The 14,995-nt window shown below is 32.8% G+C and carries 12 protein-coding genes and 1 tRNA gene; 5 read left to right on the top strand and 8 right to left on the bottom strand.

Features of this window, described 5'->3' with window-relative positions; all coding sequences use genetic code 11:
• Positions 1-38 precede the first annotated feature (38 nt).
• Positions 39-1,553, top strand: a complete 1,515-nt coding sequence (murJ, locus tag RIN63_RS12960; protein ID WP_310445158.1) for a murein biosynthesis integral membrane protein MurJ — start codon at positions 39-41, stop codon at positions 1,551-1,553.
• 45 nt (positions 1,554-1,598) lie between these two features.
• On the opposite strand, the gene zupT is transcribed toward murJ, so the two are convergent.
• The 3 genes from zupT to RIN63_RS12945 all read right to left on the bottom strand — a co-directional run bounded on the left by zupT (position 1,599) and on the right by RIN63_RS12945 (position 3,869).
• Positions 1,599-2,414 (bottom strand): zinc transporter ZupT, encoded by an 816-nt coding sequence (gene zupT, locus RIN63_RS12955; RefSeq protein WP_310445157.1) that lies wholly within the window; start codon positions 2,412-2,414, stop codon positions 1,599-1,601.
• Positions 2,407-3,522: a YibE/F family protein gene (locus RIN63_RS12950; protein ID WP_310445156.1), complete on the bottom strand. Its 1,116-nt coding sequence runs from the start codon at positions 3,520-3,522 to the stop codon at positions 2,407-2,409. Before RIN63_RS12950 ends, zupT begins: the two co-directional genes overlap by 8 nt.
• Positions 3,523-3,793: 271 nt before the next feature.
• A tRNA-Val gene (locus RIN63_RS12945) sits at positions 3,794-3,869 on the bottom strand.
• 188 nt (positions 3,870-4,057) lie between these two features.
• Here RIN63_RS12945 and RIN63_RS12940 point away from each other — a divergent pair.
• A complete protein-coding gene (locus RIN63_RS12940) occupies positions 4,058-5,515 on the top strand; it encodes a leucyl aminopeptidase (RefSeq protein ID WP_310445155.1) in 1,458 nt (485 codons plus the stop codon).
• Between the two features lie 55 nt (positions 5,516-5,570).
• Here the strand turns inward: RIN63_RS12940 and RIN63_RS12935 are convergent, their stop codons facing one another.
• Complete coding sequence (locus RIN63_RS12935) at positions 5,571-6,776, bottom strand: OFA family MFS transporter (protein ID WP_310445154.1); 1,206 nt, start codon at positions 6,774-6,776, stop codon at positions 5,571-5,573.
• A 168-nt stretch (positions 6,777-6,944) separates the two neighbouring features.
• Here RIN63_RS12935 and RIN63_RS12930 point away from each other — a divergent pair, with 168 nt between their 5' ends.
• The 3 genes from RIN63_RS12930 to RIN63_RS12920 all read left to right on the top strand — a co-directional run bounded on the left by RIN63_RS12930 (position 6,945) and on the right by RIN63_RS12920 (position 10,186).
• A complete protein-coding gene (locus RIN63_RS12930; RefSeq protein ID WP_310445153.1) occupies positions 6,945-7,859 on the top strand; it encodes a DUF4349 domain-containing protein in 915 nt (304 codons plus the stop codon).
• A gap of 177 nt (positions 7,860-8,036) precedes the next feature.
• On the top strand, positions 8,037-8,948 hold the full coding sequence (locus RIN63_RS12925) for an ATP-binding cassette domain-containing protein (protein WP_310445152.1): 912 nt from the start codon (positions 8,037-8,039) through the stop codon (positions 8,946-8,948).
• Entirely contained in the window at positions 8,948-10,186 is a 1,239-nt protein-coding gene (locus tag RIN63_RS12920) for an ABC transporter permease (protein ID WP_310445151.1), read from the top strand. Before RIN63_RS12925 ends, RIN63_RS12920 begins: the two co-directional genes overlap by 1 nt.
• 44 nt (positions 10,187-10,230) lie before the next feature.
• Here RIN63_RS12920 and RIN63_RS12915 read toward each other — a convergent pair whose 3' ends face one another.
• The 4 genes from RIN63_RS12915 to RIN63_RS12900 all read right to left on the bottom strand — a co-directional run bounded on the left by RIN63_RS12915 (position 10,231) and on the right by RIN63_RS12900 (position 14,995).
• A complete protein-coding gene (locus RIN63_RS12915) occupies positions 10,231-11,973 on the bottom strand; it encodes a methyl-accepting chemotaxis protein (RefSeq protein WP_310445150.1) in 1,743 nt (580 codons plus the stop codon).
• A 176-nt stretch (positions 11,974-12,149) separates the two neighbouring features.
• Entirely contained in the window at positions 12,150-13,133 is a 984-nt protein-coding gene (locus tag RIN63_RS12910) for a dipeptide ABC transporter ATP-binding protein (RefSeq protein WP_310445149.1), read from the bottom strand.
• Positions 13,123-14,127: an ABC transporter ATP-binding protein gene (locus RIN63_RS12905; RefSeq protein ID WP_310445148.1), complete on the bottom strand. Its 1,005-nt coding sequence runs from the start codon at positions 14,125-14,127 to the stop codon at positions 13,123-13,125. Before RIN63_RS12905 ends, RIN63_RS12910 begins: the two co-directional genes overlap by 11 nt.
• Positions 14,128-14,149: 22 nt before the next feature.
• Positions 14,150-14,995 carry an ABC transporter permease gene (locus RIN63_RS12900; RefSeq protein ID WP_310445147.1) on the bottom strand — a complete coding sequence of 282 codons (846 nt, stop codon included), beginning with the start codon at positions 14,993-14,995 and terminating at the stop codon, positions 14,150-14,152.

Raw genomic sequence — 14,995 nt, 5'->3', positions numbered from 1 at the left:
TGCTGTAAATTTGTCGAAAAGAGGCGCATTCTACATAAATGAAAAGTCAAAAATCAATGAAGAAAGCAACTTTTTATATTATATATCTGGGGATAATTGCTAAAATCTTATCTTTTGCAAAAGAAACACTTATGGCTTCAAAAATAGGAATTAATTATAAGATGGACTCATATTTATTGGCATTTAGTACTATTATGCTTATTTCAAGTCTCATAAGTGATGGAATGATTATTGGAATTATACCTTTATTGCAAGAAATTCAAGAAAGACATGGTATTAATAGAAAGATACGATTTACAAATAATTTAATAAATATAACAGGAGTTTTCTCCTTTATTTTAATTGCTATAGGATTTATAGGAGCTCCCGTTATTGTAAAAGTATTTGGTCCTGGATTTACTGGAAAGGAATTAGATAAGACCATTTTATTATTTAGAATAGGATTACCTGTTATACCAATATCATTGATAAATGCAATATTCTCTGGATTTCTACAATCAGTACATTCTTTTAAGGGCGGTCCTAAGGGGAGAGTTGCAAGTCCAATTATGCATATAATTTATCTATTGTTTTTTTCAAGATTCTATGGATTAAAAGGACTCATGATAACAGATATTGTGGCAAATATTGTTCAAATATTTATTTTTTCAAAGGGTCTTAGGACAAATGAATTTAAGTATTTCTTTAGATTTGATTTAAAGGATAGGTATATTAGAAAATTAGAATATTATTTGATTCCTATACTTGCAGGTGTTGGTCTCAATGAATTAAATCTTTCTATTGATAATGCAGTAGCATCAACTCTATCTGAAGGAAGTATTGCTGGATTAAGCTTTGCCAACAATATTATTGATTTGTTTTTAGGTGTATTTATTGCAGCCATAGTCACAGTTATATTTCCAGTACTATCTGAAGATTATCACAAACATGATGAAGAACATTTTAAAAGTGAAATTAGGCACTGCTTTCATATGGTATTAATTATTGTATTACCTGTTTCTATTATATTAATTATTATGGCAGAGCCCTTAGTTAAAATATTATTTCAAAGAGGTGCCTTTAATATACAAGCATCCCTACTGACTTCAAGGGCATTGACAAATTATGCAATTGGCTTAACAGCCATGGCCCTATATCCATTAATTATTCGAGCATATTATTCGATTCAAGATACAAAAACACCTATTTCCATTGGTTTTCGTACTTTGATTTTAAATGGAATTTTGAACTTATTTTTATCTAAGTTTATGGGGCCAGGTGGTATTGCATTAAGTAGTAGTATCTCTATTACATTAGCTCTAATATATGGCCTTATTGATTTAAATAGGAAATTACAAATTGAAGAAAAGTCTCATTTTAAAAGTATGACTTTTAAAATGAGTATATCAGAAATAATTATGACAACCTGTCTACTTTTAATCCATGGTGCAATATCAAATATATTAAAAGATTCTTTGATAAATAATATATTGGATGTACTTATATCAGCTACAATAAGCCTAGGTCTATATGTAAAGGTATGTAAATCACTGAATATATTAAAAAGTTATTAAACTCTTTTTAATAAGAGCTTAATAACTTTTTTATTAATTCTACATTTAATGAATATGAAATACAGTCATGGACAATGCCATAACAGCCATACCTGCAATTGCTCCATATACTGAAATATGATGGTCTTCGTGTTTTTGTGAAGATGGCAATAATTCATCTAGAGATACGAATATCATAATTCCTGCAACTATAGAAAATAAAATTCCAAATACTAAGTCATTAAAGAATCTTGATAAAATTAAATATCCTAATATTGCTCCTAAGGGCTGACAAAGCCCTACAAGGGATGAATATATAAATGCTTTCTTTTTGCTACCTGTGGAATAAAAAATTGGCACTGATATGGCTATACTTAGGGGTATATTGTGTAGTATTACTGCTGCAGCTATGGGAATGGCCACAGTTATATCCTTTAGTCCGGCAGTGAATATAGCTAATCCCTCAGGCAAATTATGTATAGCTATGGCAACTGCCGACATAAGTCCTAGTTTTGATAAATGCTCACCTTCCTCATTATCATGGTGATGGTGATCGTGGTGGTCATGGTCATGTCCATGATAATGTCCTCCAAATTTATGTACTAGTTTCTCTACAATTGCAGTAATCAACATGCCTCCAAAAAAACCACATAAAGCTATAATATTATTATGCTCTCCATAATATGATTCTATTAATTCCATTCCTTCTGGCAAAATAGCCATAAATGATACATATATCATTATCCCTGCTGAAAAGCTTAGGGAAAGTGATAAGAATCTTTTATTTGTTTCTTTCACGAAAAAAGATACTAAACTACCTAATCCCATGGAAAGACCTACTATAGTTGTAAGCCCTAGTGATAGCAATACTTCCTTACTCATTCTTCTCTTCCTCCATTGGTTTTTGTTTTTTTATTAATATAGATGTTACAAGAGCTGTAATTGGAATAGTAAGTACCAATCCAATGCTACCTGATAATGATCGTATTACTTCTGTTGCAATTATGTCTAAGTTCATTATTTCTGTTAGGCTAGTTTCATATGCCATAAATAATAATAAAAGAGGTATAGATGATCCTGTATATGCTAGAATCAAAGTATTAGTCATAGTTCCCATTACATCTTTACCTACATTCATCCCTGAATTAAATAATTCCTTTGTAGTTAAATTGTTATTAACAGAATGGACTTCATCAATTGCAGAAGCTATTGACATTCCTACATCCATTATTGCCCCTAAAGACCCAATAATTATACCTGAAAAAAGTAAATTCTTAAAATTAAAGCTTACCTCTTGTGGGATATACATTAACATTGTAGCTTCCTCGGCACTTAATCCTGTTAAGTGTATTTTCACACCTACATAGTAGGAAATCAATCCTGCTATTATAACTCCCATGGAAGTACCTATTATAGCTGCTATACTCTTGTTGTTAATCCCTGATACTAAAAATATGGTGATGATTGTAACACCTATGGATATAGCAATTGATATAGGTATTGGATTTGCACCTTTTAAGATTTGAGGTAATAAGATATAGAATACTGAAGCTATAGTTATAGTTAGAGAGATAATGGCTTTGAAGCCTTTCATCTTTCCAACAACAAGAATTATCAATATAAATAATATGGCCAAATAAATAATATAATTAGTTCTTGCGAAATCAGCGATATATACTTCATGATAACCCTCATATTCATCAACCATTACTACTACTTTATCGCCCTTTTTCACATAAATACTATAGGCGTCATTATCTGGGATATGATTTTCTATTTCTAAAACTTCATCTTTATATTTTCCACTAGTGATCTTTAGTTTTACATCTTGGTATTGAATATTTCCTCCATATTCTTCTGAGGCTTGTGCTTCTCCAGCTTCGAGGACTATGGCATTTTCCATAGTTGATTCCATATATTCTTCCTCTGCAAAGACAGAAAAACTACTAATCATCAATATCATAATTATAAATAATAAGGCTTTTTTCATATTGTCCTCCTTAGTTCAGGCTTTGAAAGTATTATACCATAATATGCCTTAGAATTTTAAAAAAATATTGCCTAGAGATTAACTCTGGCAATATTATTAATTCATGGATAATGTTATTATAGGTATGATAACTGATAAAGCAAATGAAAATATAAGTAAGTATATTACTATTTTTGTTAATTTTGAATTTTTCATGCTACACCTCCAATTCAGCAAACAATGCTATTTCCTAAATATTTATGCGGGTATCTAGATTATTATTCGAATTTTGTGGTGGGCGGTATAGGACTCGAACCTACGACTTTCACCACGTCAAGATGACACTCTACCAGCTGAGTTAACCGCCCATATAAAAGTATAATACTATATTTAGATGATTTATGCAATAGAAAAATGTGGGACAGAGGGACAGGAGTTGTGTCCCACTATGAAGCAAATGGGACTGTCCCCTTTACTTCAGCTTAAATATAACTTTTGTTTTACTATATCTTTTGATATAATTAGAGTATCTAAATAAATATAAGGGGTGTTAATATTGAATATTTTAATCGGTAAAGGCGGAAAAGTTGAAATTCTGCCAGTATTTAAAGGCACGGAAACTTTGGAAAAATCACCTGAATTATATAGCTATGTAATTGAGAAGGAACTTTTCAAAGCTTCTTGTGGTGAAATCTATTCTGATGTTTCTTTTAGAGGTAATAATGTTATTTTATTAGGACTTGGGGAAGAAGATAAACTAAATCTTGAATCCCTTAGAAAAGCCTTTTACAAGCTAGGAAAAGAATTGATGAAGTTGAAAATTGAATCAGCTACAGTTACAGTAGCGAAGTTTGAAAATCTTTGCTATAGAAAAACTAATATGGCCATAGCTGAGGGATTATTACAATCAGAATACTCATTTGAAAAATATCTATCAGAAAAGAAAGTAAAGCCAACTGTTAAGGACTTCTATTTAGATGTCATAGAAGATAAAAAGGAAAAAGTGGAAGATGGTATCAAGGAGATTACTAGTATAGTAGAAGGTATTTTCTTAGCAAGAGATTTGGCTAATGAACCAGCTATAACTCTAACTCCTTTAGAATTGGCTACTCGTGCTAAGGACGAACTATCAGGTCTAGGTGTTGAAGTAGAAATCTTTGGTCGTGAAAAAATTGAAGAATTAGGTATGACAGCATTTTTAGCTGTTACTAAAGGGTCTGCTAATGAACCTCAATTCATTGTAATGAAATGGAATGGAGATAGTGAGTCAGAAGAAAAATTGGCTCTAGTTGGTAAAGGATTAACTTACGATTCAGGTGGATATTCCATCAAACCTGGAAGTAGTATGGTATCTATGCATGGTGATATGGCTGGATCTGCTTCTGTTGTAGGAGTGATGAAAGCTATTGCCAAAACAAAGGTAAAAAGAAATGTTGTTGCAATTGTAGCTGCTTGTGAGAACCTGATTTCAGGTGAAGCATATAAACCAGGAGATGTAATAGGCTCAATGGCTGGAAAAACTATTGAAGTATGGAGCACTGATGCGGAAGGTAGGTTAACTCTAGCTGATGCATTATGGTATGCAGCAACAGTAGAAAAAGCTGACAAAATAGTTGATATCGCTACTCTTACTGGTGCATGTGTTGTTGCCTTAGGAGGTATAAATACTGGAGCAGTAACAAATGATCAAGCCTTGATGGATGCTGTGAAGGACGCTGCAGAATTAGCAGGAGAACCAGTATGGCAAATGCCTACAAATGAGGAATATAAGGAAAGTATAAAGGGAACTGTGGGAGATTTAAGGAATTCCACTGTAGGTGGGGCTGGCACCATAACTGCTGGACTTTTCCTAGAAGAGTTTGTAAATAATGTTCCTTGGGTTCATTTAGATATTGCAGGTACATCATCTAACTCTGCTGAAAGAGGATATTTACCAAAGGGAGCTTCAGGTGTTCCTGTTAAAACTCTATATAATTTGGCAAAAGGATGTAAGGGGCAAGGTTGTAGTCACTAATATATATTAAGAAATGCCAGAAGAATAATTCTTCTGGCATTTTTTATCTGGGACACTACTCCTGTCCCTCTGTCCCATTTTTTACGGTAAATGTTATAGCTATTGCTATGATTAAAAGAACTGATGCTGTTATATATGCGTATTTATATGATCCTGATGAATCTAGTAAAGTAGCTGCCGTCATAGGCCCTATTACTCCACCTAATCCCCATGCGGTAAATAATACGCCATAATTCATACCAAAATTCTTGCTGCCATAGGCATCTGAGGCCATAGCTGGAAATATGGAAAATCCTCCACCATAACATAGGCCTGTTACAGCTACTCCAATACTAAGAAGATATACATTGGAATACATAGTGAACAAAAACATATTAATTCCTTGGACTACAAATATTATGCGAATTAAAGCAAGTCTTGGAATTTTATCTGATATGAATCCTCCTAAAAATCTTCCTAAGCTGTTGAATAGGGCCAATATAATAACTAAAATAAATCCTGCCTCCCATCCTACTTGAAGCTTGGCTATGTTAGATATATGACCTACTATCATAAGCCCTGCTGATGATGAGAAACCTAACATAAGCCATAATTTGTAAAAGTGTGTGTCCATCAACATATATTTCCAATCATGGTCCTTACTAGGGCTTTTATGTACTTCCTTTTTCTTGTCTCCAAAATTAAGATCCTTTGGTGGACTTTTTATTAATAGAGATAAGGGAACTGCAATTAATAGAATGAATATGCCTAGATAAATAAAAGTCTTTGAAATACCTACTGCCTTTATAAGATAGTTGGATAATGGAGAATAAAATGCAGAGGATAAGCCTACTCCTGCTACAACTATACCTGTAACCATACCCTTTTTCTCAGGTGGAAACCATTTTACACCAGTAGATGTAGTAGCTACATTTATAATACCAGATCCCACCCCTACAAGAACTCCCATTGTAAGTATCATTATGGTAGGATTTGTAGTAAATCCTGAGAATATTAGACCTAGACCTATTAATATACTACCTATTAAAGAAGGAAGAGTAGGTCCCTTTGAATCTACTATTTTACCAAATATAACCATAGCAATTACAAAGCAAATAGTTAATGTTGTATAAGGAAGGGATGCTTCCTTGCTAGTCCAGTTTAATTGATTTACAAGAGCCTTGCTGATGACACTCCAAACATATAGTATAGCAGAAATAAAATTAATTCCAGTTGCTGCCCACAATACTGCATAAGCCTTTTTACCCCAATTGTTAGTCATAATTCCCTCCTAGTGAAATTTTTACCAATTATTATTATATCATTGGAAAGTCCAATAATCTATACAAAAGATAATATGCCTAATTTTATTATTTATATATATTTGTAAGGTTTTTGTAACCCCTATTTTTACAAGATATTGTATAATTAAGAAAAGGAGATGAGAGTCATGAAGAATAGAAAATTTCTTTTAGTCACAATCCTGCTTATTGTCTTTAGTATTATAATTTCGGGATGTTCTTCAAGTAAAAATGCAAAGTATGAAACTACACAAGATGTAGCCCCCCAAACTGCACCGTCAGACATGGGCAATTCTGCTGATTATGATTTCGGCGGAGCAGAAAAAGATATGATTGCTGAGGAAAAAGGCTACGACATGACTGAGCCTGATAAAATTATAACTACTCTTTCAATATCTATGCAAACAAAAGAATTCATGGATACTACTGATAAACTAATTAACATCGTAGGAAAATATAAGGGCTATGTTGAAAACTCTGATATTTCCTATAACAACTTTGTATATTCTACTAGATTAAAATATTCCAACTACACCATTAGAATTCCTAGGGAGAATCTAGAAAACTTTACTAATGAGTTAAAAGAAATAGGAAATATAATATCTCAAAATACTTCTAAAATAGATATTACTAAGCAATATAGAGATACAGAATCAAGATTGAAAGTCTTGGAAGTAAAAGAGGAAAGAATACTGGCATTAATGGAAAAAGCTGAAAAGATGGAAGATATAATTGTTCTTGAAAATCAACTAAGCGATATTATCTATGAAAAGGAAAACTTGACTGCAAATATAATGGATATGGATGATAAGGTAGATTACAGCACTGCCCATATTCAAATTGAAGAAGTTGCAAAATTAACTAGTGAAGAAACTATAAAGACTACTTTCTGGACTAAGGTTGCAAATGCAATAAAGGATTCAACATATTTCTTCAGCTACAATATACAAAACTTAATCATAGGATTTATCTATTTCATTCCTTATGGATTGATAATTGGAGTTATACTTTATGTAATATACAGATTTACAAGAAAAAGACAAGATAAATTCCCTAGAGAATAGGCAATACACAGAAAACAAGGTGTCAAATCAGGCTCCTTGTTTTTTCCTTTATCTTAGCTTTTCTGCAAAATGACTAAAGTAACTATCTTATAACTTTATTCATTTTATTAGTATAATCATTGATTTACCAACAATTGTAACATATAATTTAAGATGAATAAGAAAAGGGGGGATATAATGATACTTGAGATTAAAGACATTCACAAGAGCTTTTCAGGGACTGAGGTGCTACATGGGGTTTCTTTTTCTATCACAAGTGGTAAAGCTATGGGATTTCTAGGTAGAAATGGTGCTGGTAAGACTACTACTATAAGAATACTTATGGGCTTATTTGATGCAAATGATGGAGAAATCCTTTTAGATGGAAAGAAATTTAATCCTAGGGAACATTCAATTGGGTATTTACCAGAGGAAAGAGGACTATACCCTAAGCAAAAAGTATTGGACCAACTTACATACTTTGGAGAATTAAGAGGACTCTCAAAAAAAAGTGCTAAGGAAAACACATTATTTTGGCTAGAAAGACTAGGTGTATCTGAGTACAAGGATAAGAAGCTAGAGACTCTTTCTAAGGGTAATCAACAAAAGGTACAGATTGTTGAAACCTTAATATGTAATCCAGATATAATCATCTTAGATGAACCATTCAGCGGATTAGACCCAGTTAATTCACAGATATTAAAAGATGTAATCAGTGAGCTAATTGACAAAGGTAAGCTAGTTATTTTCTCTAGTCATCAAATGAGTTATGTAGAGGAATTCTGTGAGGAGATTGCCTTAATAGATAAAGGAAATATAGTTTTAACAGGAAGCTTAAAGGCTATAAAGAAAGAATACGGCAGAAACAGAATGACACTTAGTTCTTCAAATCAAAGTTTGGATGAACTACATAATCTTCTATCCAGTAAAGTACATGGCATAAATATAGCAGAAGCAAAAAATGGTCATCTTATTATAGAGTTGCTAAATGGAAAGAGCAAAAAAGACTTGCTTAATGATTTAATATCACTTGATATTGATGTGGAGAGATTTTCCATTTATGAGCCAAGTTTAACAGATATATTCGTTGAAAAGGTAGGTGATAAATAGTGGAAAGTCTATGGATAGTACTTAAGTTTGAATTATTTAATTTCCTGAAAAACAAGGTGTTTAAAATATCTACTATTATTTTAAGCTTGCTTATTATAATAGGGCTTTCTGTACCAACAATAATGGATGCCTTAGGAAAACCACTATTTGGAGAAGATAAGGTAGATATTATGCCATCTGAAGGAGTTTCCATGAGTTACGGTATTTTAATAGAAGATACTTCAATTAATGTGGAAGATATTAAATCAATGCTAGCTGATATTAATATAGTTGCTACTAAGACTACTGAGGAATTAAGTAATCTGGTTAATTCAGATGATATTGTAGCAGGATTCATAGTTAAGACTCCTACAAAATATGAATATCTAGTAAAGAATACAGGGGCAAATAATAGTAATAGATATAGATTTGAAGATGTAATGCTAAATCTATATAGAAATAATCAATTACTAGAAAAAGGCATAGACTCCAATGCAGTAGCTGAAATCTATAGTGTGCCAATAGAATATGAAACTACTGTCCTTGGAAAGGATAGTATGAAAAATTATTTATATACTTATATTCTAATCTTTGGATTGTATTTTATTATAATGTTTTATGGCCAATTAACAGCCACTGCTGTTGCCAGTGAGAAGAGTAATCGCACTATGGAAATCCTTGTAACCAGCACTAGCACTAAAAGCCTTATATTTGGAAAGGTCTTGGCTGGGGCATTGGCTGGAATCATTCAATTTGGAACTATGATTTTAGTTGCAGCTGTTACTTACAAACTTAATGTTGCTGCATGGGATCATAGATTAGATTTCATCTTTAATATCCCTGGAAATGTAATAGGGATTTTCTCTATCTTTGGTATATTGGGATATCTTTTCTATCTATTTATTTATGGCGCAATTGGAGCCTTAGTATCTAGAACTGAAGATGTAGGTACAAGTTCAACTCCACTTACTTTAATATTTGTTGCAGCTTTTATGATATCCATGATAGGCCTTACTTCCCCTGATATGTTTGCATTGAAAGTAGCCTCATTTATACCATTTACATCTTTCATGGCAATGTTTGTAAGGGTCTCTATGGGAGATGTCTCAACAATTCAAGTAGGAATATCCTTGTTAATATTAGTCGTATCCACTGTAATAACTGGAGTCTTTGGTGCCAAGATATATAGACTAGGTACTTTAATGTATGGGAACCCTATAAAGATTACAAAAGCAATTAAATTGCTGAAGAATAGATAAAAAAACTGAGCATATCATAATGATATGCTCAGTTTCTTTATATGCTATATCTTGAACTTTTCCACCAATCCATTTAATTCTTCTGCAAGCCTAGCTAATTGTCCACTTGAATTTGCTATCTCTTCCATTCCAGCAGTTTGTTCCTCTATGGCTGCAGATGACTCTTGTGTACTTGCTGCATTTTCTTCTGCTATTGCTGATAATGATTCTACTATTTCTAATAATTCGTCTTTTTTGCTATCTATTTCTTTTTCAGAATCATTTATTGTTTTTACGCCATTTTTAACAGTCTCTATAGCAAAGGCTATCATCTTGAATTTTTCTCTAGTATCAAATACACCTTGAGATTGTTCAGCTAGTATCTTACCTACATCTTCCATGGTTGAAACGGATTCTTCTGTAGCATTCTTTAGTTCATCGATAATTATTTTTATTTCTTCAGTGAACCCATTAGATTGCTCTGCTAGTTTTCTAATCTCTTCAGCTACTACTGCAAATCCCCTACCTGCCTCTCCTGCTCTAGCAGCTTCTATAGCAGCATTTAATGCAAGTAAATTAGTTTGGTCTGCTATACTTTGTATCATGGAAGAAGCATTCTCAATTTTTTGTGCATTTGCATTTGTACCTTTTATAACATCAAATATCTTCTTTGTTGCTTTTTCACTTTCTTCAGTTTTCTTAACCAATTCATGCAAGATATAGAATCCTTCTTCTTTCCTCTTATCTATATCCTCTGCTGCAGTATTTAACCCAACTACATATCCATCATTTATATCTATCAACTCACCGATTTCAATTGCCTTATTAGCAGCCTTTTCAGTATCTATTGCTTGATCTGTTGCTCCTCTTGCAATTTCATCTATGGCTCTAGCTACTTCCTCTGAGGCCAAAGATGATTGTTCAGATGTAGCAGATAATTCCTCCGATGAAGATGACACATGATGAGATGTATCTAATACATCTTTTATCAATCCACTAAAATTCTCTTGTAAATGAGCAACAGATGTGCCGATACTGCCAATCTCGTCTTTTCTACTAGCTAGTTTTTCTAGCCTACTATTATTATCCATTGTCAAATCATATCTTGCTAATCTTTCTATCTCTTGAGATACATGAATTATTGGATCAGTAATATTTTTTCCTACTAGAAGAACACTTCCTAAAGCAATAAATACACTTATCCAAATAATTAATGCAGTAGATTTCATGAGTGTATCACTATGTCCTTTTATAGCTTCAGTGGAAGCTGTAATAGATGTTCCCACAAATAAAAGTCCAACAATTTCATCCTCTGCATTCTTAATCGGTTGATATGCGGTAAAATAATCTTCACCTAATATATTTGCTTCACCTATATAGGTTTCTCCATTCATTACAGCATCGTATGCTGCACTATCAGTACCTAAGAAGGTGCCAACTGCCCTCTCCCCATTATCTAACATAACATTTGATGATATACTCTTGAAATCATCTCCTACTCTTGCAAATATAGTAGCTACATCCCCTAAGTCTTTCAGTATAGCATCTACCATATCGTGTCTACTTTGGATATCTCTACCTCTAAAATCATAAAGGGTTTCACCCTCTAGACTTATATCACCAAAAAATCTACTGAAATAGTAGTTTGCTGATGATATATCTCCTTCTAACTTGTCCACTAGCATTTGAGCTTGAATATCACTCATTCCTCTTGTGGCACTAAGATAGGATAATGTCCCTATAGCTAAAGATGATAATAAAATTATTACACCAAAATACAATATAAGCTTAATTTTTATACTTTTCACTGCTTCCACCTCGTCCTTTGTAGTTAATATGTAATATGACTTATCAACATGTATTATATCAAATATTGTTGAAACATGGTATAATAATCCACAAATGTTTTATACCCTAGATTTTTCCAATTCTTATATTAATATTACTAAGATACAAAAAAACAGAGCTAGTTAGCTCTGTTTTCTTAAATTAAATGGCATGCTACCATATGGTCTGGTGCTACTTCTCTAAGGACTGGCTCTATTTTATGGCATTTTTCCGTGGCGTATTTACATCTAGTAACAAACTTACATCCTGTTGGAGGATTAAGGGGGCTTGGTACATCTCCTTCCAATACAGTCATGGTTCTTTCCCTTGCAGTTTTAGGATCTGGCTCTAGGACTGATGAAAGAAGTGCTTGGGTATATGGATGTAGGGGATGATTATAGATTTCTTCACTAGGTCCTATTTCAATAAGCTTACCTAAATACATTACCCCTATACGCTGAGATATGTGCCTCACCATGGACAAATCATGAGCAATGAATAAATAAGTTAGACCCATTTCATTTTGTAAATCTTCTAGCATATTTACCACCTGAGCTTGAATAGATACATCCAAGGCTGATATTGGTTCATCGCATAATATGAACTCAGGATTAATTGATAATGCTCTGGCAATTCCTATTCTCTGTCTTTGTCCCCCTGAGAACTCATGAGGATATCTATCTAAGTGGCTTTTCCCCAATCCTACCTTTTCCAGCAATTCTATAACCTTTTCTTTTCTTTCTTTTTTACTTCCTATATGATAAACATCTAAGGGTTCAGATATTATGTCTTCAACAGTTAAAGTTGGGTTAAGGGATGCATAAGGGTCTTGGAATATTACTTGCATCTTCCTCCTGTAAGGTTTTAATTCTGATTCTTTTAGTTTAGCTATATCTTCTCCACGATAAATTATTTCTCCATCAGTGATATCAAAGAGTCTAATAATACTTCTACCTGTAGTAGATTTACCACATCCCGACTCACCTACTAAGCCAAGGGTCTCTCCTTGATTGATATAAAAGCTAACACCATCTACTGCTTTTAGATGCTGTTGTTTTGCAATAAAAGAAGATTTGTTCACTGGAAAATATTTTTTCAAATTATTTACTTCAATTAACTTTATTTTTTCTTTATTTTCCATGTCCTTCATCTCCTTTACCTTTAGATTTATCTAAAAGCCAGCACATAGCTCTATGGCTTTTCCCTTCATAATAGTATTCTGGTTGATTATCTACACAAATATCCATTGCATAAGGACATCTCTCTGCAAATGGACAACCCTTTGGCATGTTAGATAAATCAGGTGGGTTGCCTTTTATAGGAACTAACCTTTGTCTTTCTTTAGTATCTTTTTTTGGAAGTGATTGAAGTAATCCCTTTGTATATGGATGTAGTGGATTATAAAATATATCATCTACAGTACCTTCTTCCATTACTAAGCCACCATACATAACCATTACCTTAGAACAAGTATTGGCAACAACACCTAGGTCATGGGTGATTAAAATAATTGAAGTATCCATCTTTTCCTTTAATTCCATTAATAATTCTAGTATTTGAGCTTGTATGGTCACATCTAGGGCTGTAGTAGGCTCATCTGCAATAAGCAAATCTGGTTCACAGCTTAATGCCATTGCAATGATAGCTCGTTGTCTCATACCTCCACTAAACTCATGAGGATAATTATTGTATCTTTCCTCAGGTGAAGGTATACCTACTATTTTAAGGATTTCTATAGCCTTTGCTTTGGCTTCAGATTTACTTAATCCTTGATGTCTTCTGATTACATCAGTTATCTGTGTTCCCACAGTAAATACTGGATTTAAAGATGTCATAGGGTCTTGAAATATCATAGCTATATCATTCCCACGAATTTTCAACATTTCTTTTTCAGATTTATCTAATATATTTTCGTCTTTATATATTATTTCTCCATCTGTAATCTTACCCGTTCCCCTGAGTAATCTGATTATAGACATGGAAGTAACAGTTTTTCCACTTCCTGATTCTCCAACTATCCCTAGTACTTCTCCTTTTTCCAGATTAAATGAAACGCCACGAATGGCTTTAACCTCACCACTATTATTAAAAAAAGAAACCTTTAAATCTTTTATACTTAATAAGGGTTCTTTCATATTAAATCTCTCCTTTTCATGCCTAATCATTATTTGCCTTAGGCTCAAATGCAACTCTAAATATATCACCTAAAATATTAAAGCTAAGGACTGTAAGCAATATTAAGATACCAGGGAATAAAGCTAAATAAGGTGCATCTCCTATATATCCTTGTGCATATTTAAGCATGCTGCCCCATGAAGAATCTGGCTGACGCACTCCTAGTCCAAGAAAGGACAAGGAAGATTCTGTTAAAATTGCTCCTGCAATATTTAAGGTTGATGCAACTATAATTGTAGGAAAAATATTTGGTATTATATGCTTTAGCATAATGGTCTTAGATTTTTCTCCTATAACTTTTGAATATAGTACATATTCCCTTTCTTTAACTGAGAGGGTCTCAGCTCTTACTATCCTGGCTATTCCCATCCAACTAAATAAACCTATGATAATAATAATATTTTGTACCCCTGGCTTTAAATAGGCATTTAATATTAGAATAAGAAAAAATGTAGGTATACTCATTAGTATATCTATACTTCTCATAATCAAACTGTCAACTCTTCCACCAAAGTATCCACTAATAGTACCAACTATTGTTCCTATTACAGTGGATATTATCATGGATAAAAATCCAACCGTAAGAGATACTCTGCCTCCATATAATGCACGAGCAAAATAATCCCTGCCCATTTCATCTGTACCAAATATATGCTCTTTATTTGGGGATACTAAGCCATTCATGATATCAATCTTATTTGGATCATGGGGAGCTAAAAAAGCTAAAATAGATGCAACTACTAAAATACAAATAATTCCTAGGGCTAATAATCCTAATTTATTTTGTTTAAGCTGATATTTAAAATTTGATTTTAATCTATCATTCAT

The sequence above is a fragment of the Tissierella sp. genome (assembly GCF_031460495.1).
Taxonomy (GTDB): domain Bacteria; phylum Bacillota; class Clostridia; order Tissierellales; family Tissierellaceae; genus JAVKTS01.
The sequence above is the reverse complement of the archived record's forward strand: the minus strand, read 5'-3'. Positions and strand labels throughout refer to the sequence as shown.